Source organism: Vogesella indigofera, from assembly GCF_003633895.1.
Lineage (GTDB): Bacteria > Pseudomonadota > Gammaproteobacteria > Burkholderiales > Chromobacteriaceae > Vogesella > Vogesella indigofera.
Genome location: NZ_RBID01000014.1, coordinates 299,188 through 323,788, shown reverse-complemented (window position 1 = coordinate 323,788; position 24,601 = coordinate 299,188). Strand labels below are relative to the sequence as shown.

At 64.0% G+C, this 24,601-nt stretch carries 24 protein-coding genes; 6 read left to right on the top strand and 18 right to left on the bottom strand.

Features of this window, described 5'->3' with window-relative positions:
- Positions 1-95 precede the first annotated feature (95 nt).
- The 8 genes from ispH to C8E02_RS09670 all read right to left on the bottom strand — a co-directional run bounded on the left by ispH (position 96) and on the right by C8E02_RS09670 (position 9,213).
- Positions 96-1,046, bottom strand: a complete 951-nt coding sequence (gene ispH / locus C8E02_RS09705) for a 4-hydroxy-3-methylbut-2-enyl diphosphate reductase (RefSeq protein ID WP_120810598.1) — start codon at positions 1,044-1,046, stop codon at positions 96-98.
- A 56-nt stretch (positions 1,047-1,102) separates the two neighbouring features.
- Positions 1,103-1,642, bottom strand: a complete 540-nt coding sequence (gene lspA, locus C8E02_RS09700) for a signal peptidase II (RefSeq protein ID WP_120810660.1) — start codon at positions 1,640-1,642, stop codon at positions 1,103-1,105.
- Positions 1,611-4,391, bottom strand: coding sequence for an isoleucine--tRNA ligase (gene ileS / locus C8E02_RS09695; RefSeq protein ID WP_120810597.1), 2,781 nt, complete (start codon positions 4,389-4,391; stop codon positions 1,611-1,613). Before ileS ends, lspA begins: the two co-directional genes overlap by 32 nt.
- Positions 4,388-5,323, bottom strand: a complete 936-nt coding sequence (locus C8E02_RS09690; protein WP_047967326.1) for a bifunctional riboflavin kinase/FAD synthetase — start codon at positions 5,321-5,323, stop codon at positions 4,388-4,390. Before C8E02_RS09690 ends, ileS begins: the two co-directional genes overlap by 4 nt.
- A gap of 122 nt (positions 5,324-5,445) precedes the next feature.
- Entirely contained in the window at positions 5,446-6,084 is a 639-nt protein-coding gene (locus tag C8E02_RS09685) for an OmpA family protein (protein ID WP_120810596.1), read from the bottom strand.
- 237 nt (positions 6,085-6,321) lie between these two features.
- A complete protein-coding gene (locus C8E02_RS09680) occupies positions 6,322-6,813 on the bottom strand; it encodes a DUF934 domain-containing protein (protein WP_120810595.1) in 492 nt (163 codons plus the stop codon).
- The gene (locus C8E02_RS09675; RefSeq protein ID WP_120810594.1) at positions 6,797-8,455 is read right to left on the bottom strand and encodes a nitrite/sulfite reductase; all 1,659 of its coding nucleotides are present in this window, start codon (positions 8,453-8,455) and stop codon (positions 6,797-6,799) included. Before C8E02_RS09675 ends, C8E02_RS09680 begins: the two co-directional genes overlap by 17 nt.
- A 50-nt stretch (positions 8,456-8,505) precedes the next feature.
- Positions 8,506-9,213: a phosphoadenylyl-sulfate reductase gene (locus tag C8E02_RS09670; RefSeq protein WP_047967322.1), complete on the bottom strand. Its 708-nt coding sequence runs from the start codon at positions 9,211-9,213 to the stop codon at positions 8,506-8,508.
- A gap of 113 nt (positions 9,214-9,326) precedes the next feature.
- On the opposite strand from C8E02_RS09670, the gene cysB reads away from it, so the two are divergent.
- A complete protein-coding gene (cysB, locus tag C8E02_RS09665; protein ID WP_120810593.1) occupies positions 9,327-10,265 on the top strand; it encodes an HTH-type transcriptional regulator CysB in 939 nt (312 codons plus the stop codon).
- Between the two features lie 87 nt (positions 10,266-10,352).
- On the opposite strand, the gene C8E02_RS09660 is transcribed toward cysB, so the two are convergent.
- Positions 10,353-11,504: an aminotransferase-like domain-containing protein gene (locus tag C8E02_RS09660; RefSeq protein WP_120810592.1), complete on the bottom strand. Its 1,152-nt coding sequence runs from the start codon at positions 11,502-11,504 to the stop codon at positions 10,353-10,355.
- 118 nt (positions 11,505-11,622) lie between these two features.
- On the opposite strand from C8E02_RS09660, the gene C8E02_RS09655 reads away from it, so the two are divergent.
- Positions 11,623-12,039, top strand: coding sequence for a MarR family winged helix-turn-helix transcriptional regulator (locus C8E02_RS09655; protein WP_120810591.1), 417 nt, complete (start codon positions 11,623-11,625; stop codon positions 12,037-12,039).
- A 43-nt stretch (positions 12,040-12,082) separates the two neighbouring features.
- On the opposite strand, the gene greB is transcribed toward C8E02_RS09655, so the two are convergent.
- The 4 genes from greB to C8E02_RS09635 all read right to left on the bottom strand — a co-directional run bounded on the left by greB (position 12,083) and on the right by C8E02_RS09635 (position 15,158).
- The gene (greB, locus tag C8E02_RS09650; protein ID WP_047967319.1) at positions 12,083-12,640 is read right to left on the bottom strand and encodes a transcription elongation factor GreB; all 558 of its coding nucleotides are present in this window, start codon (positions 12,638-12,640) and stop codon (positions 12,083-12,085) included.
- 66 nt (positions 12,641-12,706) lie between these two features.
- Complete coding sequence (locus C8E02_RS17440) at positions 12,707-14,137, bottom strand: pseudouridine synthase (protein WP_047967377.1); 1,431 nt, start codon at positions 14,135-14,137, stop codon at positions 12,707-12,709.
- Positions 14,137-14,760 carry an SMC-Scp complex subunit ScpB gene (scpB, locus tag C8E02_RS09640; RefSeq protein ID WP_120810590.1) on the bottom strand — a complete coding sequence of 208 codons (624 nt, stop codon included), beginning with the start codon at positions 14,758-14,760 and terminating at the stop codon, positions 14,137-14,139. Before scpB ends, C8E02_RS17440 begins: the two co-directional genes overlap by 1 nt.
- Before the next feature lie 77 nt (positions 14,761-14,837).
- Positions 14,838-15,158 carry a YnfA family protein gene (locus tag C8E02_RS09635; protein WP_120810589.1) on the bottom strand — a complete coding sequence of 107 codons (321 nt, stop codon included), beginning with the start codon at positions 15,156-15,158 and terminating at the stop codon, positions 14,838-14,840.
- 137 nt (positions 15,159-15,295) lie between these two features.
- Between C8E02_RS09635 and C8E02_RS17225 the strand changes: the two genes are divergently transcribed.
- Positions 15,296-16,672, top strand: coding sequence for a hypothetical protein (locus tag C8E02_RS17225; RefSeq protein ID WP_147424478.1), 1,377 nt, complete (start codon positions 15,296-15,298; stop codon positions 16,670-16,672).
- A 41-nt stretch (positions 16,673-16,713) separates the two neighbouring features.
- On the opposite strand, the gene C8E02_RS09630 is transcribed toward C8E02_RS17225, so the two are convergent.
- The 3 genes from C8E02_RS09630 to C8E02_RS09620 form a co-directional block, all read right to left on the bottom strand.
- Positions 16,714-17,538 (bottom strand): segregation and condensation protein A, encoded by an 825-nt coding sequence (locus tag C8E02_RS09630; RefSeq protein WP_120810588.1) that lies wholly within the window; start codon positions 17,536-17,538, stop codon positions 16,714-16,716.
- A gap of 234 nt (positions 17,539-17,772) precedes the next feature.
- A complete protein-coding gene (locus C8E02_RS09625; protein ID WP_120810587.1) occupies positions 17,773-18,219 on the bottom strand; it encodes an N-acetyltransferase in 447 nt (148 codons plus the stop codon).
- Positions 18,216-18,698 carry an acyl-CoA thioesterase gene (locus tag C8E02_RS09620; RefSeq protein WP_120810586.1) on the bottom strand — a complete coding sequence of 161 codons (483 nt, stop codon included), beginning with the start codon at positions 18,696-18,698 and terminating at the stop codon, positions 18,216-18,218. The genes C8E02_RS09625 and C8E02_RS09620 overlap by 4 nt, the downstream gene beginning before the upstream one ends.
- A gap of 79 nt (positions 18,699-18,777) precedes the next feature.
- Between C8E02_RS09620 and C8E02_RS09615 the strand changes: the two genes are divergently transcribed.
- Both C8E02_RS09615 and C8E02_RS09610 read left to right on the top strand, forming a co-directional pair.
- Positions 18,778-20,550, top strand: coding sequence for an ABC transporter ATP-binding protein (locus C8E02_RS09615; protein ID WP_120810585.1), 1,773 nt, complete (start codon positions 18,778-18,780; stop codon positions 20,548-20,550).
- Positions 20,551-20,664: 114 nt separating this feature from the next.
- Positions 20,665-21,240: a putative metalloprotease CJM1_0395 family protein gene (locus C8E02_RS09610; RefSeq protein WP_120810584.1), complete on the top strand. Its 576-nt coding sequence runs from the start codon at positions 20,665-20,667 to the stop codon at positions 21,238-21,240.
- Here the strand turns inward: C8E02_RS09610 and C8E02_RS09605 are convergent.
- Both C8E02_RS09605 and C8E02_RS09600 read right to left on the bottom strand, forming a co-directional pair.
- On the bottom strand, positions 21,224-21,685 hold the full coding sequence (locus C8E02_RS09605) for a methyltransferase family protein (RefSeq protein WP_245961114.1): 462 nt from the start codon (positions 21,683-21,685) through the stop codon (positions 21,224-21,226). The genes C8E02_RS09610 and C8E02_RS09605 overlap by 17 nt on opposite strands.
- Complete coding sequence (locus tag C8E02_RS09600; RefSeq protein ID WP_120810582.1) at positions 21,682-23,946, bottom strand: heavy metal translocating P-type ATPase; 2,265 nt, start codon at positions 23,944-23,946, stop codon at positions 21,682-21,684. The genes C8E02_RS09605 and C8E02_RS09600 overlap by 4 nt, the downstream gene beginning before the upstream one ends.
- An 89-nt stretch (positions 23,947-24,035) precedes the next feature.
- Here C8E02_RS09600 and cadR point away from each other — a divergent pair, with 89 nt between their 5' ends.
- Positions 24,036-24,488, top strand: coding sequence for a Cd(II)/Pb(II)-responsive transcriptional regulator (cadR, locus tag C8E02_RS09595; RefSeq protein ID WP_120810581.1), 453 nt, complete (start codon positions 24,036-24,038; stop codon positions 24,486-24,488).
- Positions 24,489-24,601 lie beyond the last annotated feature (113 nt).

Here is a 24,601-nt window from a genome sequence, read left to right as displayed (position 1 = left end):
CAGATTCTTCAAGAGCCGGCCGGCGCGGGCGGCCGCGGCCATGAAAAAACCCGGCTCCTGTCGGTGGCCGGGTTGCGGGTGGGCGGATGCACGCGTCAGGCGCTGGCGCCGCCCTTTTTCTCGCGCAGGCCGGGCGGCAGCGCGAACACGATGCTCTCCTCCACGCCGTTCAGCTCGCTGACGCTGGTGGCGCCAAACAGGCGGATCTGCTCGATCACCGCCTGCACCAACACCTCCGGCGCGCTGGCGCCGGCGGTGACGCCGACACGCTGCTTGCCGTCGAACCATGCCTGCTGCAGCAGGGTGGCGTTGTCGACCATGTAGGCGGTCACGCCGCGCAAGGCCGCCACTTCGCGCAGGCGGTTGGAGTTGGAGCTGTTCGGCGAGCCGACCACGATCACGATATCGCACTCGTCGGACAACAGCTTCACCGCATCCTGGCGATTCTGCGTGGCGTAGCAGATGTCGTCCTTCTTCGGGCTGGTGATCTGCGGGAAGCGCGCCTTCAGCGCATTGATGATGTCGCGGGTCTCGTCCACCGACAGCGTGGTCTGGCTGACATAGGACAGCCGCGATTCATCCGGCAGCTGCAGCGTGGCGACATCGTCGACCGTTTCCACCAGGTACATGCCGTGCTCGACCTGGCCCATGGTGCCTTCCACCTCGGGGTGGCCCTTGTGACCGATCATGATGATGCTCATGCCGGCCTGGTGCATGCGCTTGACCTCGACGTGCACCTTGGTCACCAGCGGACAGGTGGCGTCATACACCGTCAGGCCGCGGGCTTCCGCCTCCAGGCGCACCGATTGCGGCACGCCGTGCGCCGAGTAGATCAGGGTGGCGCCGGGCGGCACGTCCTGCAGCTCCTCGATGAAGATGGCGCCCTTGTCGCGCAGGTTGTCGACCACGAAGCGGTTGTGCACCACCTCGTGGCGGACATAGATCGGGGCGCCGTAGATTTCCAGCGCGCGCTCGACGATGGCGATGGCACGGTCGACGCCGGCGCAGAAACCGCGCGGGTTGGCCAGCATGATGGTCTTCGTCATCGGGATATCCTTCAGTAGCTAAAAGGTTGGCCGCAAGGCTGCGGCCAACGTTGTCGTCATGGTTGCGGGTGGCGGAAGCTGTCGATCACCATCAGCACGGCACCGACGCAGATGAAGCTGTCGGCGAGGTTGAACGCCGGGTAGTACCAGCTGTTGTAGTAGTGCACCTGGATGAAGTCGATGACGTGGCCGTGCAGCAGCCGGTCGATCACATTGCCCAGCGCCCCACCGATGATGAACGACGCCGCCAGGCTCATCACCGTGCTGAAGCGTCCTTTCACCATCTGCCAGCCCAGCCAGCCGGAGACGGCGAAGGCCAGCGCGGTGAAGAAGAACTTCTGCCAGCCGCCGGCATCGGCGAGGAAGCTGAACGCCGCCCCCGGGTTGTACAGCAGGGTGAAGCCGAAATAACCCGGGATCACCGCGCGGTACTCGCCGAACTGGTAGGTGGTATTGAAATGGATCTTGCTGAGCTGGTCGATCACGATGATCAGCAGCGCCAGCAGGAACCACTTCAGGCTGTCACGCAGGGCCGTGGCCGGCCCTGCCGTTTGCAGTTCGACCTCAGGCGTGGACACGGGCCTCACCTTTACCATCGATGTTGTCGACGCAGCGGCCGCAGACATTGCCGTGGCCGGCATGGCTGCCGACGTCGCTGCGATAGTGCCAGCAACGGTCACACTTGGCATGCGCCGACGGCGTGACGGTGATGCTCAGCGCGGAGCCTTCGCTGACGCTGATGCGCGATACCATCAGCACGAACTTGAGATCGTCGCCCAGGCTGGCCAAGAGCGGGAACAGCACTTCGTCGGCCACGACATCGACCTCGGCCTGCAGTGCGGAACCGAGCTGCTCGGCACTGCGCAGTGCCTCGATATCCTTGTTCAGCTGTGCGCGGAAGGCGCGAATGGCCTGCCACTTGCCGACCAGGTCCGCTTCCTGCTGTTCGCCGGTGAGCGGGAACTCGTGCCACACGTGGAACAGCGGCGATTCCTCGTCGCTGCCGACCAGCACTTCCCACGCCTCGTCGGCGGTGAAGCACAGGATCGGCGACACCAGCAGCAGCAGGCTGCGGGTGATGTGGTACAGCGCGGTCTGCGCACTGCGGCGCGCGTGGCTGCCCGCCTGGGTGGTGTACAGGCGGTCCTTGAGGATGTCGAGGTAGAAGGCGCCAAGATCCTCGGAGCAGTAGTTGACGATTTCCTGCACCGCGTGGTGGAAGGCGTAGCGCGGATACAGCTCGCCGGTCACCTTTTCCTGCATTTCCTTGGCCATCAGCAGCGCGTAGCGGTCGATCTCCAGCAGGTTGCCGAACGGCACCGCGTGCTCCATCGGATCGAAGTCCGACAGGTTGGCCAGCAGGAAGCGGAAGGTATTACGCAGGCGGCGGTAGCTCTCGGTGACGCGCTTGAGGATCTCGTCGGAGATCGCCAGCTCGCCGGAGTAGTCGGTGGAGGCTACCCACAGGCGCAGGATGTCGGCGCCGAGGCTGTCGTTGACCTTCTGCGGCGCCACCACGTTGCCCTTGGACTTGGACATCTTCAGGCCCTTGCCGTCGACCACGAAGCCGTGGGTCAGCAGTTGCTGGTACGGCGCGCGACCGATGGTGGCGCAGCCGGTGAGCAAGGACGACTGGAACCAGCCGCGATGCTGGTCGGAGCCTTCCAGGTAGAGGTCGGCCGGCCACGCCAGCTCCGGACGCTGTTTCAGCACCGCGAAGTGGGTGGAACCGGAGTCGAACCACACGTCGAGGGTGTCGCTCAGCTTGCGGTAGTTGGCCGCATCGTCACCCAGCAGTTCGGCAGCGTCGAGGCTGAACCAGCCTTCGATACCCTGCTGCTCGATGCGCAATGCCACCTGTTCCAGCAGCGCGGCGGAATCCGGATGCAGCTCGCCGCTTTCCTTGTGCACGAAGAAGGTCATCGGCACGCCCCAGTTACGCTGGCGCGATACGCACCAGTCCGGGCGGTTGCTGATCATCGCTTCCAGACGGGCACGGCCCCAGGCCGGAAAGAACTCGGTGCTGTCCACCGCGTGCTTGGCGCGCTCGCGCAGCACTTCGCTGTCCTTGCCGGACTTGTCCATGCCAATGAACCACTGCGCGGTGGCGCGGAAGATGATCGGCGTCTTGTGACGCCAGCAGTGCGGGTAGCTGTGCAGCAGCTTTTCCTGATGGATCAGCGCGCCCTGCTCGACCAGTGTCTCGATCACTTTCGGATTGGCTTCCCACACCGACAGGCCGGCGTACAGCTCGGTGGTGGACTTGTAGCGGCCGTTGTCGGCCACCGGGTTGTCCACCGGGATGCCGTACTGCTGGCCGACCTGGAAGTCTTCCAGACCGTGCGCCGGCGCGGTGTGCACCAGGCCGGTACCGGCGTCGGTGGTCACGTGCTCGCCGCAGATGATCGGCACCTGACGGTCGTAGAACGGGTGCTGCAAACGGATCAGCTCCAGCTTGTCGCCGCTGGTTTCCGCCAGCACGGTGCCGTCCACGCCGTAGCGCTTGAGGGTCACTTCGGCCAGGTCCTTGGCCAGGATCAGCTTGCCCTTGGCGGTGTCCAGCAGCTGGTACACCAGCTTGGCATTGACCGATACCGCCTGGTTGGCCGGCAGCGTCCACGGCGTGGTGGTCCAGATCACGGCACGGGCATCGTCAACGTTGGCCGCAAGACCAAACGCTGCGGCCAGCTTGTCGCCTTCCAGCACCTTGAAGCCGACGTCGATCGCCGGCGAGGTCTTGTCTTCGTACTCAACTTCCGCCTCGGCCAGCGCCGAGCCGCACTCGATGCACCAGTGCACCGGCTTCTCGCCCTTGAACAGGTAGCCGTTCTCGTAAATCTTGCCGAGGGTGCGCACGATGTCGGCCTCGGTCTTGAAATCCATGGTCAGGTACGGGTTGTCCCAGTCACCCAGCACGCCCAGACGGATGAAGTCCTTCTTCTGGCGCGCGATCTGCTCGTGCGCGTATTCGCGGCACAGTTCGCGGAACTTGGCGGCCGGAATGTCCTTGCCGTGCAGTTTTTCCACCATCAGCTCGATCGGCAGGCCGTGGCAGTCCCAGCCCGGTACGTACGGCGCGTCGAAGCCGGACAGCGTCTTGGAGCGGACAATGATGTCCTTCAGCACCTTGTTGACGGCATGACCGATATGGATATCGCCGTTGGCGTACGGTGGGCCGTCGTGCAGGATGAACTTGGGACGGCCGGCAGCGACTTTACGCAGTTTCTGGTAGCGCTGCTGTTCGGTCCAGCGCTTGAGCCAAGCGGGTTCACGTTTGGCCAGATCACCCCGCATCGGGAACGGGGTATCCAGCAGGTTTACGGTCTTGCGATAGTCGATGCTCATGCCTGATCTCGTTGCAAACTGGTCAAATAGGTCTTGGCGCTGGCGGCGTCGCGTTCAATCTGCGCCACCAGCTCGTTCAAATCATCATAACGCGCTTCATCGCGCAATTTTTTCAGAAAGTGCACCGAAACACGCTGGCCATACAGATCACCGTGAAAATCGAACAAATGCACTTCCAGCTTGTAATGCTGGCTATCGGTGACCGTCGGGTTCTTGCCGAGGCTGGCCACGCCGCCGAGACGCCCCTGCGGCGTATCGACTTCCACCACGAACACCCCCTGCAGCGCCGGGCGCAGATGCGGCAGATGCACGTTGGCGGTCGGGAAACCGATGGTGCGCCCCAGTTTCTGGCCGTGCATCACCTTGCCACTGATCTGGTACGGCCGCCCCAGCAAGGTAGCCGCGCGTTGCAGGTCGCCGGCGGCCAAGGTATCGCGCACCAGGGTGCTGGAGGCGCGCTCACCGGCCACCAGCACCGACGGCATCGCTTCGGTGACAAAATCGGGACAGGCACTGAGCAACTCGAAATTGCCCTTGCGGTCGGCACCAAACTGGAAATCATCGCCGATCAGCAGATAACGGGTCTGCAATTGCTGCAGCAACACCTCGCGCATGAACAACTCGGCCGGCATGCGCGAAAAGGCGTGGTTGAAACGGTAGACAAACACATAGTCGACCCGTTCTTCTTCCGCCAGGAATTGCAGCTTGTCGCGCAGCACCGACAGCCGCGCCGGCGGCTGGCTGCGGGCAAAGAACTCGCGCGGGTGCGGCTCGAAAGTCAGCAGCGCGGTAGGCAGGCCACGGGCGGCAGCCTCGTGCCGCAAGCGGGCCAGCATCTTCTGATGGCCGAGGTGGACACCGTCGAAATTACCGATGGTCAGCGCACAGGGCAACAAATCATGGCGACGCGGGTCGCCCAGAAACGCTCGCATGGGCAGTCGTGCTCGAAAAGAAACAAACGGTGATTTTAACCAGCCACCCTGAGCCGCGCCAGCCCAAAGCCAAAAAACAAAAGCCCCGGCAGGAGCCGGGGCTTTCTGGCAAGAAGCGAGACTTACATCTTCACTTCTTTGGCAGTTTCTACAGTCACTTCGAAGCGACGATCCGGCTCCAGGCAGGCGATACGCTGAGTGCGAGCCTTGATCTTCGAGCACTGCTCGGTCAGCTTGGCTTGCGATTCGCCAGCGCCGGAAGCGGAGATCTTCTCGGCAGGGATGCCGCCAGCAACCAGGTAGTCCTTCACGGCGTTGGCACGACGCTCGGACAGTTTCTGGTTGTAGGCTTCGGCGCCCATGTAGTCAGTGTGACCAACGATGGCAACCGACTTCAGGTACTTGTCGCCCTTCAGTTCCGCAACCACGCCGTCCAGCGCTGCGTTGCCGGAAGTGATCACGGTCTTGTCGAAGGCGAACAGGCCGGCAGCCGACAGGGTGAAGGACTTGATCTGGGAAACCACGGCAGGAGCCGGAGCAACTGGCGCTACAGCAACCGGCTTCGGAGCTTCCTTGTCGCCGCACTCAACCAGGCCGTCAGTTGCCTTGTTGAAGTAGCCGTCTTTCCAGCATTCGCCGTAGGCGTTGCGAGCCACGTTGTCCAGCACGCCGTCAGTCGCGTAGCCAGCCTTGGCAGCGAAAGCGCCGCTGGACAGCATCATGGCAACAACCAGTGCGCTCAGTTTGATCGATTTATTCATAGCATTTCCTCTTTGTTGGATAAGTCTACCAGCTTCGCAAAACTGCTCATGACAAGCACAGCACGTCAAGCTTTAAGACAAACGCGAAATTCATCCGTTGCCAGATAGTTGGAGTGACTATAGGTAGTCGATCACCACCATGTCAACTTTAGCTCAATGGAATGCGACAAAAAAAGCAACACAAAAGCGGACCATTCTATCGAAACACCACACTTTCAGTTGCTAACAAGCAACAATTTAGCGCTGAGTGCGTCTTTTAAACAACGGCTCCGGCTGCAGTACAGTGGCCTGATACTGGTCGCTGAAATCGCGCAGCCCATCCAGTGCCGCCTCGGCCGGACGGTCGTCGCGAATCGCGAACACGGTGAAACCGACCCGTGCCAGGTAGGCCAGCTGATCGCGCTGCACGTCGCCAATGGCACGCAACTCTCCCTGATAACCGTAGCGCTCGCGCAGCAATCGGGCAAGGCTATAGCCGCGGCCATCGGTAAAGGCAGGGAAATCAATGGCGATCAGCGGCAACTGCGCCAGCGCCGGCCACAGCACGGTCAGGTCGGCATCCGGTGCCAGCCATACCGCGGTCTGGCCGCTGCGGGCCGCAGGATCCAGCGCCAGCCAGGCGGCCAGCGGCAGGATGACATCCTCCGCCGCGTCATAACTTTCGTCCTCGCTGCGGATCAGGCGCCATGCATCTTCCGTGACCGCGTCGTTCTTAATGAGATTTTGCATAAACGCGCTCCTTGAATGGCTCCAGCCCGATACGGCGTACGGTCTCGATAAAGCGTTCGCCAGCCAAGCGTTGCTCCACATACAGGTTCATGATCTTCTCGAACGCCAGCGGCACGTCGGCCTGCGCAAACGACGGCCCGATCACCTTGCCGATGGCGGTGTGGTTGCCCTGGCTGCCGCCGAGGGTGATCTGGTACCACTCTTCGCCGTTCTTGTCGACGCCAAGAATACCGATGTTGCCGATGTGATGGTGACCACAGGCATTCATGCAGCCGGAGAAGTTGCAGTCAATGTCGCCGAGGTCGAACAGGTAGTCGAGGTTGTCGAACTTCAGCTGGATCGCTTCCGCCACCGGAATGGAACGGGCATTGGCCAGCGAGCAGAAGTCGCCGCCCGGACAGCAGATGATGTCGGTCAGCAGGCCGACGTTCGGGGTAGCGAAACCGTGCTGGCGTGCCAGCTGCCATACCTCATACAGGTCGCTTTCCTTCACGTCCGGCAGGATCAGGTTCTGTTCGTGCGCCACGCGCAGCTCGCCAAAGCCGAAACGGTCGGCCCAGTCGGCGGCGGCGTCCATCTGTTCGGCCGTGATGTCACCCGGCGGCACGCCGGTCTTCTTCAGCGACAGCACCACCGAGCGGTAACCGGTCCGCTTGTGGCTGCGGGTATTGCGCGCCACCCACTTGGCGAACGCCGCGTCGCTGACCAGCGGCACGGTGAACGCTTCCGGGTTGGCGGCCAGCTGCTCGTAGGCTGGGTCGGTAAAGAAGCTGGCGTAGTGCGCCACGTCCTCGTCGCGCAGCGTCGCCGGGCCGTCCTTCAGGTGCGCCCACTCGTCTTCCACCTTGGCGGCGAAAGCTTCCGGCGTCATCGCCTGCACCAGGATCTTGATGCGCGCCTTGTACTTGTTGTCACGACGGCCGAAGCGGTTATAGACACGCAGCACGGCGTCGAGGTAGGTCAGCAGGTGGCGGGTCGGCAGGAACTCGCGGATGGTCTTGCCGACCAGCGGGGTGCGGCCGAGGCCGCCGCCGACGATGACCTTGAAGCCGACTTCACCGGCATCGTTCTTCACCACGTGCAGGCCGATGTCGTGCACCTGGGTGGCGGCACGGTCGTCAGCACTGCCGGAGACGGCGATCTTGAATTTGCGCGGCAGGTAGGCGAATTCCGGGTGCAGCGTGCTCCACTGGCGGATGATTTCGCAGTAAGCGCGGCCATCCAGATACTCGTCGGCGGCAACACCGGCAAAGGCGTCGGTGGTGGTGTTGCGCACACAGTTGCCGGAAGTCTGGATCGCGTGCATCTCGACCTCGGCCAGCTCGGCGAGGATGTCGGGCACCCGCTCCAGCGCCGGCCAGTTGAACTGGATGTTCTGGCGCGTGGTCAGGTGACCATAGCCGCGATCGTAGGTACGGGCGATGTGGGACAGCTTGCGCAGCTGGGTGCTGGACAGGTGGCCATAGGGAATGGCGACGCGCAGCATCGGCGCGTGGCGCTGCACATAGAGGCCATTCATCAGCCGCAGCGGGCGGAATTCGTCTTCCGACAGCTCGCCGGCCAGGTAGCGGCGGGTCTGGTCGCGGAACTGCTCGACGCGCTCGCGCACCAGGCGGTGATCCACTTCATCGTACTTGTACATGCTTCTGTTTCCTCAAACGGTCATGGCCGCAGTGCTTGCGGCCAACCTTGTCAGGCATTCGGGCGTTTCAGCGGACTGGCCTTCACGTGCAGGCCACATTCCTTGGATTCCGGGTTTTCCCACCACCAGCGACCGGCACGGATGTCCTCGCCGACGGAAATCGGCCGGGTACAGGGCGCACAGCCGATGGACGGCACATGCTTGTCGTGCAGGCTGTTGTAGGGCACGTCGTTGGCGCGGATATATTCCCACACTTCTTTTTCGGTCCACTCGATCAGCGGGTTGAACTTCATCAGGCCGTTGTCGGCGTCGAACTCGCGATCGGTGAGATCCTGCCGCGTCGGCGACTGTTCGCGGCGCAGGCCGGTGATCCACGCCGACAGGCCGCCCAGCGCGCGTTTCAGCGGCTCGATCTTGCGGATATGGCAACAGGACTTGCGTAGCTCCACGCTCTGGTAGAAGGCATTGATACCATTGCTGTTGACGTAGGCTTCCAGCGCCGTCGCATCCGGATAGTAAACACGGATCGGATGGCCGGGATAGCGTTCGCCGACCTGCTGCATCAGGGTGTAGGTTTCCACCGGCAGGCGCCCGGTATCGAGGCTGAAAATGCCGATCGGCAGGTTGCGGCTGGCGATCAGGTGCATCAGCACCATGTCTTCCGCACCAAAGCTGTTGGCCAGCGCAACGGGCGCGTGGTCGCGGGCGATGGTATCGAGCAGGGCTTCGGTATGCGCTAGCTTGTCGGCAAGGCTCATCGTGGGGCCTCCATGGGCGTTCGGTCTGAAGTCTGCCATGGTAGCGAAAGCCTTTAAAGCCGAAAAGAATATTGTGTTAGTATTTAATTACTTTAGGTTTTAAGGAGCGCACGATGAAACTCCAGCAGTTACGCTATCTGGTCGAAGTCGCCAAGCAGGGCCTGAACGTGTCCGAGGCGGCCGAAAAGCTGCACACCTCGCAGCCGGGCATCTCCAAGCAGATCCGCCTGCTGGAAGACGAACTCGGCATCCAGGTGTTCATCCGCAACGGCAAGCGCGTGGTCGCGGTGTCGGAGCCGGGCAAGGAAGTGCTGCGCATCTCGGAGCGCATCCTGCGCGAGGCACAGAACCTCAAGCGCGTCGGCGACGAATTCTCCAAGGAAGCGGAAGGTGCGCTCACCATCGCCACCACCCACACCCAGGCCCGCTACGCGCTACCCAAGGTGATCGCCGAATTCGTACAGCGCTACCCGAAGGTACGGCTGTCGATCAAGCAAGGCAGCCCGACGCAGATCTGCGACATGGTGGTGTCCGGCGAGGCCGACCTTGCCATCGCTACCGAAGGCATCTCGCTGTACAAGGAACTGGCGATGCTGCCCTGCTACGAGTGGAACCGCAGCATCGTGGCGCCGGACGGCCACCCGCTGTTGGCGCTGCAGCGGCCGCTAACGCTGGACGACATCGTCGCGCACCCGATCATCACCTACGATTTCGCCTTTGCCGGCCGCTCCAAGATCAACCAGGCCTTCACCAGCATCGGCAAGACGCCGAACGTGGTGCTGACCGCGATCGACACCGACGTGATCAAGACCTACGTCAAGCTTGGCCTCGGCATCGGCATCATCGCCAGCATGGCCTTCGAGACCGAACGCGACATCGGGCTGCAGGCGCGCGACGCCAGCCACCTGTTCGACGCCTCGGTGACCAAGATCGGGCTGCGCAAGGATGCCTACCTGCGCGGCTACGCCTACACCTTCATCGAGCTGTTCGCACCGCATCTGCACCGCAAGGAAGTGGACGCCGCGCTGCACCACGGCGACGACGAGGAATAAGCCGCCACCTCCAAAGGTTGGCCGCAAAGAAAAAGGCACCCGTCCGGGTGCCTTTTTTGCTGGCCGCCGTGGCGGCGCGGCTGGCGCTTATTGCGTGTCGCGAATCAGCTTGGCGAGTCGGGCAACGCCTTCCTCGATGCGATCCGGCGTGGCGTGGCTGAAGTTCAGTCGCAGGCGGCCAATGCCGTCAGCCTGGTTGGCGTAGAACGGCTCGCCGGGCATGAACGCCACGTTGTGCTCGCCCAGCGCCACCTTCAGCAGTTCGCGGGTGTCGCGCGTGGTTTTCAGCTTCAGCCAGAAGAACAGGCCACCCTGCGGTACCTGCCAGTCGGCCAAATCGGCAAAGTGTTTTTCCAGCGCGGTCTGCATCGCGTCGCGGCCAACCTTGTACTTGGCCTGCAGCCCGGCCAGGTGCGCCGGGTAGTTGCCGCTTTTCAGCCATTCGCTGATGAACCACTGGCCGAGACGATTGGAGTGCAGATCCACCGCCTGCTTCAGCTTCAGCAGGTAGGGCATCAGGTCCGGCGAGGCGATCAGGTAGCCGATGCGCAGGCCCGGTGCCAGCGTCTTGGAGAAGGAGCCGCAGTAGATCCACGACGCCGACTTCAGGTGCGTCACCATGGGCGCCGGCGCGTCGCCATCGTAGGACAGCGCGCGGTACGGGTCATCCTCGATCAGCACGGTGCCGGCGGCGTCGATCACCTCGGCCAGCGCCTGACGTGTCTCCACGCTGTAACAGGCGCCGGACGGGTTCTGGAAGGTCGGGATCAGGTAGGCAAGGCGTGCCTTGCTGCTGTCCAGTGCCGCAGCCAGCGTGGCCGCCGGCAGCTGGCCGTCAACCTGCTGCACGGTGGTGATGTCGGCACCGAACAGCTTGAATACCTGCAGCGCCGCGAGATAGGTCGGGCCTTCGGTGATGACCGGTGTACCCGGATCGATGAACAACTTGGCGGCGAGGTCCAGCGCCTGCTGCGAGCCGGACAGCACCAGCACCTGCGACGGGTCGCACTGCAGGCCGATACGGGCCGCTTCACGGGTGATCTGCTCGCGCAGTTCCGGTTCGCCTTCGCTGGTGCCGTACTGCGCCAGTGCTGGCGGTACGCCCTTGAAATCCAGTGCCGGCAGGCAATCCGCGGCCGGCAGGCCGCCGGCAAACGAGATCACTTCCGGGCGTTGTGCCGCAGCCAGGATCTCGCGGATCAGTGAACCGGACAGGCGTTCGACGCGCTCTGAAAACATGTTACTCTCCTCTGGAAGACAGGTTTTTATTAGTCAAATTGTTTGACCAACTTAACGCTTAATGACCTTTACGTCAACCATGATTTCCTTGCCAGATTCCTTTGTTTTGCGCGACGCCATGAAGGCGTTTTTTCATGCCTACCAGGCCTTTACCGACAAGCCGGACGAAATGCTGGCGCGGCGCGGCCTGGCGCGGGTGCATCACCGCATCCTGTTCTTCGTGGCACTGTATCCCGCGCTGTCGATCAAGGACCTGCTGGCCTGTCTCGATGTCACCAAACAGGCGATCAACATCCCGCTACGGCAGCTGATCGAGATGGGGCTGATCGCCACCGACACCGCCAGCCACGACAAGCGGGTGAAGGAGCTGCGCCTGACCGAGGAAGGCCGCAAGCTGGAAGAAGCGCTGCACCGCGAACAGGCGCGCCTGCTGATGCAGGCGTTTGCCGAGGCCGGCCAGGACGCCACCGAAGGCTGGCTCAAGGTCAACCAGGCGATGAGCCTGCTCAGCAAGTCCGACATCCCGCGCAGCTGACGCGCTTGCGGCCAACGTTGGCCGCAACGCCCCACCCCGACGCTCAGGCTATGCGCTCGTAGCGCACCTCCAGAATCTCGATCTCCTCCTCGCCGTCCGGACCGCGGAAGAACACCGTGTCGCCCTCGCGCGCCTTGATCAGCGTGCGCGCAATCGGCGAAATCCAGCTGATGTGGCCGCGCGCCAGATCAATCTCGTCGACGCCGACGATGCGCAGCAACTGCTCTTTGCCGTCACCGCGCTGGATCAGCACCGTGGCCGAGAAGAACACCTGGTCGGTGGCCTCGCGCAGCTCCGGATCGACCACCTCGGCGATTTCCAGCCGCTTGGTAAGGAAACGGATGCGGCGGTCGATCTCGCGCAGGCGGCGCTTGCCGTACAGGTAGTCGCCGTTCTCCGAGCGGTCGCCGTTGCTGGCCGCCCAGTTCACCACCTGCGTCATGTGCGGACGCTCGTGCTTCACCAGCTGGTTCAGCTCCTCGCGCAGGCGGTACCAGCCGGCCGGCGTGATGTAGTTCTTGCTCGCGACCGGCAGCCGCTGTTCCGCCGGCAGCTCGTCGTCGTGCTCGTCGTCCTGCTCGCGGGTAAAGGCTTTGCTCATGATGGAGATCCCGGAATAAAAAACGCCCCCGGCCGGAGCAGGAGGCGTTGATGGTCGACAACAGGCTTACTTGGCCGCGTCGCCGCCGCGTACCTTGATCTGACCGGTGGAGGTCAGCCCGGCCCACTTCATCACCGCCGCCACTTCGGCTTCGTTCAGCTCGTAATACTGACCGCGCTTGAGGCGTGGTGGCAAGCCGATATTGCCGAAACGGACACGGATCAGGCGGCTGACGGTAATGCCGAAGTGCTCGAACATGCGGCGCACTTCGCGGTTACGGCCTTCGCGGATCACCACCTTGTACCAGCGGTTGGCACCCTCGTCGGCACCGCCCTGCTCGCTGATGCGCTGGAAGTGGGCGGTGCCGTCTTCCAGTTCGATGCCGGCGGTCATTTCCTTCATCTGCTCGCGGGTCAGCTCGCCCAGCACGCGCACCGCGTACTCACGGTCGAACTCGAAGCTCGGGTGCATCATGCGGTTGGCCAGCTCGCCACTGGTGGTCACCAGCAGCAGACCGGAAGTGTTGACGTCGAGACGGCCGATCGCCACCCAGCGGCTGGACTTGGCCTGCGGCAGGCGGTCGAACACGGTGACACGGCCACCCGGATCGTCACGCGACACGATCTCACCTTCCTGCTTGTGGTACATGATCACGCGCGGCAGGCGGTCGGCCCACTTCAGCTTGATCGGGTTGCCCTTGGCGGTCACGCGGTCCTGCGGACCGACCTTGTCGCCCAGCGCCGCCTTCTTGCCGTTGACGGTGATGAAACCGGCCTCGATCCACTCTTCCATCTCGCGACGGGAGCCAACGCCGGAGGCGGCCAGCGCCTTCTGTAGCCGTACCGGCTCGATATTGCTGTAGTCGACGCGGGTTTCGCGCAGACGGGCGGAACGCTCGGCGATTTCCTGCTTCGGCGCGCGCAGCGCCAGCTTCTTGGCTCGCGGTACTTTCACCGCCGGCGCCTCGCGGCGCGCCTTGCCGAATTCGTTGCTGCCGCGGCCGTCCGGCGACGGTGCGCCGCCCGGAACCGCGAAATTCTTGTTGCCGAACTGGCGCTCGTGCTTGAACGCGGCTTCGCCACGACCGGCATTGCGACGGTCGTCCTGGTGGAAGGCCTGACCATCGCGGCGGGTGGCCGGACGGGTATCCGGATCCAGCGGCTTGCCGTCACGACGGCTGGTGGCGGGTGCGCGGCGGCCATCGGGATTGGATGCGGTTGTGTCACGGCGGCTCTGCGCGGCCGGTGCCACGTTGCGGGCATCGGCGGGGTAAGTGCTACCGTCACGACGGGTTTTCATCACGGTTTTCGGCAGCGGCTTGCCGCTTGGTGCCGCAGCAGGCGTGCTGCGCGGGTTGAAGCTGGCCGGGGCCTTGGGCTGCAGCGGTTTGCCGCCGAAAGCCGGCCGATCGCTGGACGGGTTGCGGGATTGGCCGGATTCCTGGCCACGGACGCGGGCGACGGGTTGGCGCGCGTGATTGCGTTGTCCTTTAGACATCATGATTCCTGTTCAGTATTTTGGGGCGCCTCATCAGCGAGGGGCACTTCACCGTCCTCATCCACGTTGGCCGCAAGCTGCTCCGGCAACACCAGCGTGCCCAGCTCCGCCAGCGGCGGCAGGTCACGCAGGGTATTGAAACCCAGATCATCGAGAAACTTGTGGGTGCTGGCGTACAGCCCAGGACGGCCGGGCACGTCTTTATGCCCGATCACTTCGATCCAGCCCCGCTCCAGCAGGGTCTGCATCACACTGGTCGACACCGACACGCCGCGGATGGATTCGATATCCCCGCGGGTGACCGGCTGTTTATAGGCAATGATGGCCAGTGTTTCCATCACGGCACGCGAATAACGCGGCGGTTTTTCCGGCGTCAGTCGCGCAAGGTAAGGGGTGAACTCGGCACGCGCCCGAAAGCGCCAGCCGGAGGCGAGCTTGACCAGCTCCACGCCCCTGCCCTTCCAGTTCTGCCGGATCTCGTCGAGGATGTCATTGATCAGCGCCGCCTTGACGTCTTCGGTGAACAGCTTTTTCAGCTGGCCGACGGTGAGCGGCTCCTGCGCCGTCAACAGCGCGGTTTCCAGCACGATCTTGAGGTAATTAAGGTCGGTAATGGTCGACATGACAGCCCCGGAACAACGGGCACAACAGAACGGAAGGTGCGGATTTTACACGATTTTTTGCCAAACCGCGCATTTATTCACGAGCGCGGCGCCAGCATGATCACCGCCATGCCGGCCAGACACAGCCCGACCCCGGCCACATCCCACAAGGTTGGCCGCACGCCATCCACCGCCCACAGCCACGCCAGCGCCACGCTGACGTAGACACCGCCATAGGCGGCATAGATGCGTCCCGACGCGTCCGGATGCAGCGTCAGCAACCAAGCGAACAGCGCGAGACTGGCCGCTGCCGGCAGCAGCAGCCAAGGCGAAGCGCCCTTTTTCAGCCACAGCCACGGCAGATAGCAGCCGACGATCTCGGCTAGGGCGGTAAGCACGAACAGGAAAAAGGTGCGCATGACGGACTTTCGGCTGACGGTGGGTGGGTTGGCGAGGGGAAGAAGCACTGCATGATGCCATTTCTGAGGCATAGCAGTCCAAATGGACGGTTCCTCTCTGGCATAATCCCTTCACCATAAGAACCGGGGGATGCATAGTGATAGAACCTCTTGCAGATATTGAAGCACTCGCTCTGAGATGCCACTCCGACTCGTCAAAAGACTACATCGCAGAAGCAATCCTTTCTTACCGCGCAGGCGCCTACCGTGCAGCCATTGTCGGAGCCTGGATTGCGGTGGTTTTTGACCTTGTTGACAAGATCCGTGAGTTAGCACTTTTCGGTGATCCAAATGCCAAATCATTGGAAACAACACATGAAAACATCCTGCAAGAGTTGAACAACGGCTCACCGGAGGGCTTGAAGCGGGCACTGGAATTTGAACGTACCATTCTAGATAGCTGCCACACCAAGCTGCAGTTTTTCCACAAGTCCCAGCTCAGTGACCTTGAACGGCTCAAGGAAGATCGGAATCGCTGTGCACATCCATCATTCCTGAATGACGGAACACCTTATAGGCCATCTGCAGAACAGGCACGTCTGCATATCAGAAATGCCATTGTGCATGTTCTGTCACAGCCGCCGGTTCAAGGCAAAGCAGCGCTGGACTCACTATTCACACTGATTCAGTCCGAATACTTCCCGACGGATATGGATGAGGCTGTGCTGCAACTGGAAAAAGCAGGGCTACGAAAACCCACCGATGCACTGATTCGGTCTTTGGTCGATCAACTGGTGTACGCCTTCATTGATTCATCCCATTCTCTTTTTCGGAAAAACGCCGTCATTACCGCGATTAATGCCGTTCACAAGCTGCACACCGGAATTGTGGAAGAGCGGCTTCAGAAACAGATCAACAAGATAACTTCCTCCGTAGCAGACGCTGACTTTGACTGGGTGGTGTACCTTGCTGCAAAGCTAAATTCTGCATTCCAGCTACTAGACCAGGCTTCCAGACATAAAGTAGAGCGGCATCTCGCTGTTGCACCCGCAGAGGTGATTTTTCCTTCGCTGAACTTTCTCTGCAGGTTTGCAGACCTTCACCCCATTATTGAACAACGCATCTTGCGTATGTCCGTGGCAGAGCTGGCAAAGATTATTAGTCATCAAAAGCTGAGTATCTGGACCAAAAAGCGTGCAATTCAAATTTTGAGCGAATCACGCTCATGGAATGCAACAAACGAAATCATTGCTTCCGTCATCATGCCTTTGCTTGATTATATGGATGAAAAAGATATCAAAGAGATCATCACCATCCCGAGCAAAACCGGGGCTGATATGATTGGCGCAAATGGATATGGGACATTCATAAGTCATGTCAGATTCAGGAATATTATCCCTGAGCAAGAACTGAATACGACGCTAATAAGTAATAAGGCTAGCTACCTAACACCACCACAACCAGAATCAAATCCAGAGTCAGTAGCGCCTCCACCTCCGCCACCACTTTCGGTGACGACGCCAGCTGAATCCTAAGCAGGGCGCAAGCAGCAGGACCTAGTGCCCTATGCGGTGGCTTACACCACCGCCAACCGCACATAGATAGGCTGGTACGGTTCGTCCTGGCTGACCCTGACCATGCCCTCCTTCACCAGCTCCAACACCGCGATGAAGTTGACCACCAGGTGGGCGACGCCCTTGCCGATGTCGAACAGCTCCTCGAAGGCCACATAGTCGCGGCCGTCGAGGTAGCGCACGATCCAGCTCATCTGCTCGCGCACCGACAGCTCGTCCTGCTTTACCTTGTGGTGACGGTTGTGTTTGGCGCGCGACAGGATGGACAGCCACGCCTGGCGCAGGTCCAGCGCGCTGACTTCCGGCAGCCGCTGCTCGGCGGACTGCTCCACCAGCACCGCCAGCCAGGCGAAGTCGCGGTCGGCCTGCGGCAGCTTGTCCAGCGCCAGCGCCGCCAGCTTCATCTGCTCGTACTCCAGCAGCCGGCGCACCAGCTCGGCGCGCGGGTCGTCCGGATCGTCCTCGCCTTCCACCGGTGGCCGCGGCAGCAGCAGCCGCGACTTGATCTCGATCAGCAGCGCCGCCATCAGCAGGTATTCCGCCGCCAGCTCGAACTGGCCGGCCTTCATCACCTCGACGTAACTCATGTACTGCGCGGTGACCTCGGCCAGCGGGATGTTGAGCACGTCGAGGTTCTGCTTGCGGATCAGGTACAGCAGCAGGTCGAGCGGGCCTTCGAAGCTGTCCAGGATCACCTGCAGCGCGTCGGGCGGGATGAACAGGTCCTGCGGGATTTCCAGTACCGGCTGGCCGAACACGTGCGCGATCGGCAGGGCCGGCGGCAGTTCGGGCGCGGTGAGCTGGAAGTCGGCAAGCGGTGTGGTCATGGTCGGGGACAAGGGTGGGCGGCAAGGGGGGCATTGTACGACCAGCGGTGCGCGAGCGGAACAAGGTTGGCCGCAACGGTTCAGAACCGGTTCAATGTCTGCTGCGACTGATCTCAATGGGGTGATACGGCGTTGAAAACGCCTTCGGCATGCTTGTTTATATCCAGCTCAACGCCGCTTCCTCAGCCATTTTCGCCTTGTCTCGCGTGAGCGCGCGAGACTTTGAACAGGTTCTCAGGCCGGAGCCTGCCACACCAGCTCGAGGAAATCGGCGCCGGCGTGCTCGATGCGGTAGCCGAGCGCGGCATAGAAGGCGTGCACGCGGCGGTCGCGGCGCAGGCAGCTCAGGCGCACCTGCTCGCCGGGACGGCATAGCGCGTGCACCAGTCGCATCGCGCGGCGGCCACTGCCGCGACGCTGCTGCGCCGGCGGCACCACCAGCAGGTCGACGATCAGGCCGGCATCGTCGCGGCGCAGGCTGAGCAGCGCGCGGTTGGCGCCGCCATCCTGGAACCAGAACAGCGACGCCGCCTGGTGGCTGGCGGCGAAGCGCTGCCGTTGCAGCGCCTCGTCCCAGCGCGCGATGCGGCGCAGCCCGGCCATCATCGCGTTGCGGTACAGCGCGTAGGCGGCCTGCTGCTCGCCGGCCAGCAAGGGCTGCAGCGCGCCGCCGTGGCTCACTCGGCGGCGGCCTGCATGTGCTGTTCCGCTTCCATGCGCATTTTTTTGCGGATTTCCGCCTCGCGGAAGCGCTTCTTGTGGGTATCGCTGTCCAGCGACAGCGGCGGCACCGGCATCGCCTTGCCGTTGTCGAACGCCACCATGGTGAAGTAGCAGCTGTTGGTGTGGCGCACGCTGCGCTTCTGGATGTCCTCGGCGATCACCTTGATGCCGACCTCCATCGAGGTGCGGCCAACGTGGTTGACGCTGGCGAGGAAGGTCACCATCTCGCCGACGTGAATCGGCTGCTTGAACAGCACCTGGTCGACCGACAGCGTGACCACGTAGCAGCCGGCGTAGCGGCTGGCGCAGGCGTAGGCGACCTGGTCCAGCAGTTTCAGCAGCACGCCGCCGTGCACGTTGCCGGAAAAATTGGCCATGTCCGGCGTCATCAGCACCGACATGGTGAGTTCGCGCTGGTTTACAGTGTGTTCAAGCATTGCTTCCTATCCTTTATGCATTTTTGTGGCACGGCAGCGTACAATCGTTGCCCACCCTATTGTTTGCTCCGTCGCCATCATGTCATCCCTCTCCCGATTGTTCCAGTACGCGCGGCGCTATCGCCGCGACGTGTACCTGGCCAGCTGTTTTTCCGTGGTCAACAAGTTCTTCGACATCCTGCCCGAGGTGCTGATCGGCGTGGCGGTGGACGTGGTGGTCAACCGCGACGCGTCCTTCCTCGCGGCGCTAGGGGTGACCGATGCCTTTACCCAGCTGCTGTGGCTGGGCCTGCTGACGGTACTGATCTGGGGCGGCGAATCGCTGTTCGAGTACCTGTACCAGCTGCGCTGGCGCAATCTGGCGCAGAACCTGCAGCACGACCTGCGGCTGGATGCCTACCAGCACATGCAGAAGCTGCCGCTGTCCTACTTCGAGGACAAGAGCACCGGCAAGCTGATGTCGGTGCTCAACGACGACATCAACCAGCTGGAACGTTTCCTCAACGGCGGCGCCAACAGCATCATCCAGGTGCTGTGCTCGACGGTGATGGTCAGCGCGGTGTTCTTCTATCTGGCGCCGACGCTGGCGGTGATCGCGCTGGCGCCGATCCCGTTGATCCTGTACGGCACCTTCTGGTTCCAGCGCCGCATCGCGCCGCGCTACGCCGCAGTGCGCGAGGCGGCGGCGGTGATCAGCGGCCGCCTCAACAACAACCTGCTCGGCGTCGCCACCATCAAGGCGTTCACCGCCGAGGCGTTCGAGGCGGCGCACATCCGCGACGCCAGCGAGCACTACCGCGCCACCAACGCCGCTGCCATCCGCCTGTCGTCGGCCATCATCCCGGTGATCCGCATGGCGATCCTGTCCGGCTTCGTGGTGACGCTGGTGTACGGCGGCCACCTGGCGCTCACCGGCGCCATCGGCGTCGGCAGCTATTCGGTGCTGGTGTTCCTGACCCAGCGCCTGCTGTGGCCGCTGACCGGGCTGGCCGACATCGCCGACCTGTACCAGCGCTCGATGACCGCCGTCGACCGCGTACTGGACATCCTGCAGGCGCCGCTCTCCATCGACTACCACGGCCGTGCGCTGCCGCATGACAGCGTCAGCGGCCAGCTGAGCTTCAGCCACCTGACCTTCGGCTACGGCGACCTCACCGTGCTGCACGACATCTCGCTGACCATCCCGCCGGGGCGCACGGTGGCCTTTGTCGGCGCCACCGGCTCCGGCAAGAGCACGCTGGTCAAGCTGCTGCTGCGCTTCTACGACGCGCAGCACGGCGAGATCCGCCTCGACGGCCAGGACATCCGCCAGCTGGCGCTGACCGACCTGCGCCGCGCCATCGGCTACGTCAGCCAGGACGTGTTCCTGACCGACGGCAGCGTGGCGCAGAACATCGCCTACGGCATGCCCGAAGTTGGCCGCGACGCCATCGTTGCCGCCGCGCGCGCCGCCGAGGCGCACGAGTTCATCGATCGCCTGCCGCTGGGCTACGACACCCCGATCGGCGAACGCGGCCAGAAGCTGTCCGGCGGCCAGCGCCAGCGGCTGGCACTGGCGCGCGCGATCCTGAAAGACCCGAAGATACTGATCCTGGACGAGGCCACCAGCGCGGTGGACAACGAGACCGAGGCCGCCATCCAGCGCTCGCTGGACGTGGTGTCGCGCGGCCGCACCACGGTGGTGATCGCGCATCGCCTGTCCACCGTGCGCCACGCACACTGCATCCACGTGATGGAGCACGGCCGCCTGATCGAGTCCGGCACCCACGACACGCTGCTGGCGCAGGATGGCAGCTACGCCGCGCTGTGGCGGCTGCAGACCGGCGAGCGCAGCGCCGACAAGGTTGCGTAAACCGCCAAGCACGGCAAGCCGTTGATCCGGCAGCCATTTCCATGACAACAGCCCGGCATGTCGCCGGGCTGTTTTCTATACTGCAAGCCGGTATCCGTCTGGCGGGCAGCGCTCATGGACATCTCCGGCTCCGGCACCCCTTACGCGACAAGCAGCCTCTCCCGCCACGCGGCGGGTTGCCCGTGCCCGGCCTGCCAGCGCCAGGCGGCGACCGTTGCGGCCAACGTTGGCCGCAACCGCGCCGGCGAGCCCTTAAGCCGCGCCGAACAGCAGCAGCTCAGCCGGCTGCAACAGCGCGACGACGAGGTCCGCCGCCACGAGCAGGCGCATCTGGCCGCCAGCGGCGGGCTGGCGCGCGGCGGTGCCAGCTACCAGTACCAGACCGGGCCGGACGGCCAGCGCTACGCCGTCGCTGGCGAAGTCAGCATCGAGGTCAGCCCCGGCCGCACCCCGCAGCAGACGCTGGACAAGGCGCGTACCATCCGCAACGCGGCACTGGCACCGGCGCAGCCCTCGGCACAGGATCTCGCCGTCGCACAGCAGGCCGCCCGCATGGCGCAGCAGGCCGAACAGCAACTGCGGGCCACCGAATCCGCCAGCAGTGGCAGTGTGCAACAGGCCCGGCTGCAACGCGCCTACCGCGCCGACGAGCCACTGCCCAGCGGGCTGCTGCTCAGCACCAGCGCCTGACGCGACGGCAATAGGCGGCATACTCTTCGCCGAAACGCGCCGCCAGCGCCCGCTCTTCCGGCGCGATCTGGAAACGGTTCAGCCACAGCACGAACAGCAGCGGCCCCAGCAGCGCCGGCCACTGCTGCAGCCACCACGCCCAGGCCAGCAACAGGCACAGCATGCCCAGATACATCGGATTGCGGCTGACACGATAGAAACCGCTGACCACCAGCGTCGAGCTGTTTTGCGGCGTCAGCGGATTGACGGTGGTGTGCTGGCGCACGAAAGCCAGCACCGCGCTGCTGTCGAGCAGCACGGCCAGCACCAGCAACAGCCAGAGCGGCCACGACACCGCCGCCGCCGGCGGCCAGCCACCCCGCCACCACGTCAGCGCCGCCATCAGCGCGGCACACGCAAGCCCCACTAGTGGCGGCGGGATACGACACTCCAGCCAGCGCATCATGTTGTCTCCTTTCCATGTTTGTCGCCCAGCCGCGCCCGCGCCAGGCGCAGGCCGTTGCCGATCACCAGCAGGCTGGCGCCGACATCGGCGAACACTGCCATCCACAGCGTGGCGACCCCGGCCAGCGCCAGCACGAAGAACAGCAGCTTGATCGCCAGCGCGATCACGATATTGGCGCGCAGCACCGCCATGCTGCGCCGCGCGTGGGCGAACAGCAGCGGCAGCTTGTCGAGGCGGTCGTCCATCAGCGCCACCTGCGCCGTCTCCAGCGCGGTGTCGGAACCGGCCGCGCCCATCGCGATGCCGAGATCGGCCTGCGCCAGCGCCGGCGCATCGTTGACGCCATCGCCGACCATCGCCACCCCACCCTCGCGCTGCGCTGCGGCCAAGCTTTGCAGCTTGTCGTCCGGCAACAGGCCGCCGTGCGCCTCGTCCAGCCGCAGCGCGGCGGCGACGCGGCGTACCACCGCCGGCTGGTCACCGGACAGCATCAGCACGCGCAGCCCCTGCGCCTGCAAGGCGGCAATGGTGGGTTCTGCCTGTGGCCGCAGCGTGTCGTTGACGTGCAGCAGCGCCAGCAGCGCACCATCGGCCAGCAGCAGCAGATAGCCCTCGCCCTGTTCATCCAGCGGCGCCAGCAGTGCGTCCAGTTGCGCCGCTGGCACGCCCTGCGCCAGCGCCAGCCGGCGATTGCCCAGCGCCAGTTGCCGGCCGCCGGCACCGCCCAGCATGCCCTGCCCCGGCAGCTCGGTCACCGCGCCGTGCAGCGTGGCGGGCGCAACGTTGGCCGCAGCCGCACGCCGGCACACCGCGCGCGCCAGCGGATGGGTGGAGTGCTGCTCCAGCGCCGCCGCCAGCGCCAGCACCGTCGCCTCGTCGTGGCCGTCGGCCAGCGGCTCGACATGCGTCACCGCCACCGTGCCGCTGGTGAGGGTGCCGGTCTTGTCCAGTGCCACGGTGCGGATGCGCGCGGCGGCTTCCAGCGCGGCGCCGCCCTTGATCAGCATGCCGTGGCGCGCGGCGGCGGCCAGTGCCGACACCAGCGTCACCGGGGTGGCGATCACCAGCGCGCAGGGGCAGGCGATCACCAGCAGCACCAGCGCCTTGTACAGCGCCGCCTGCCAGCCCAGCAGCCCCAGCATCGGCAGCGCCACCGCCAGCAGCACGGCCAGTGCCACCACCAGCGGCGTGTAGCGCGCGGCGAAGCGGTCGATGAAACGCTGCGTCGGCGCCTTGCCGGCCTGCGCCTCGCGCACGCTGCGGATGATGCGCGCCAGCACGCTGCCGTCGGCCGGCGCGGTGACGCGCAGCTGCACCAGCGCACCGCCGTTGATGGCGCCGGCGTACACCGCGTCGCCCGGCCCCTTGTCCAGCGGCAGGCTCTCGCCGGTGATCGGCGCCTCGTTGAACTGGCTGTGGCCGGCGCTGATCTCGCCGTCCAGCGGCACCCGCTCGCCGGGGCGCACGCGCACGATGCGGCCAACCTTGACCGCCGCCACCGCCACCTCCTGCCAGCCGTCGCCGTGCTCAACCCAGGCGGTTTCCGGCCGCAGCGCCATCAGCGCCTTCACCGCGTCGCCGGCGCGCGCCAGCGCCCTTGCCTCCAGCTTTTCCGACAGCGCGAACAGGAACAGCACCATCGCCGCCTCCGGCCACTGCCCGAGCAGCATCGCGCCGAGCACCGCCAGGCTCATCAGGAAATAGATGTTCAGCGTCGCCGTCTTCAGCGCGAACCAGGCCTTGCGCGCGGTGCTGCGTCCGGCCAGCAGCATCGCCGGCACGGCGCAGGCCACCACCGGCACGCTGGCATCGCCGGCGCCACCGAAGGCCAGCGCCTCGGCCAGTGCCGCCAGAGCACCGGCCAGCCACAGCTGCCAGCCGGCTTGCCCGTGCGTGGCGACGGCGGCGGGGGCGGCACTCGCGTGCAGCGTGGCGGGCATGCCGATCGCCGACAGTGCCACCAGCACCTCGGTCTCGACCACGCCGTCGTGGTGCAGCGTCACCGTTCGCTCGATGTAGTTGAAGGACAGGTCGTTGACGCCGGCCAGCGGGCGCAGCACCTTGGCGATCAGCTGGCCCTCGGTGGGGCAATCCATCGCCGGAATCGCCAGCTGCAGACGCTCGCCGGCGGTGTTGGCCGGCGGCGGGGTCTCGGTGTGGGCGGCATGATCGTGGCCGCTGTGGTCATGGCCGTGGTGTTCCGGCGTGGCGCAGGATGCGGCCGCGCCGGCGGCGGGCTGGTGCTTGCAACAAGAGGACATGGCGGACTCCCGCAGATTTCATTCGTGTATTGCACACCCTGTAGCTACTATAGGGTCAAGCACGAATTGATGATGGCGGGAGCAGGCTGATGCAAATCGGGGAATTGGCCAGACAGACTGGCTGCGAGGTGGAAACCATCCGCTACTACGAGCGCGAGGGACTGCTGCCGGCACCGGCGCGCAGTGCCAGCGGTTATCGCCGTTACGAGCCGGGCCATGTTGAGCAGCTCAACTTCATCCGCCACTGCCGCTCGCTGGGCATGTCGCTGGCCGACATCCGCCAGCTGGCCGACTATCACCAGCATCCGGCACCGGAGCCGTGCGACCGCGTCAATGCGCTGATCGACGACCAGATCCGCCGCGTGCACAGCCAGATCGAGACGCTGCAGCAGCTGGAGCAGCAGTTGCTGGCCTTGCGCGGGCGCTGCCACAGCCCGCACACGCTGGCCGATTGCGGCATCCTGAAAACGCTGGAAGACGCCTCCAGCGGCGAGCCGTGCGTCTGCCATCCGCCGGCGACGGGCAAAAAAATAGCCGGCTAAAAAGCCGGCCTAACAACGCTCGTAAGGGGAATCCAAGGAATAAACCTCGTACACAATCCCCGGATGTACGAGGCATCAGTCAATTCTGATTCAGCACTCGGCTGATGCCTTTC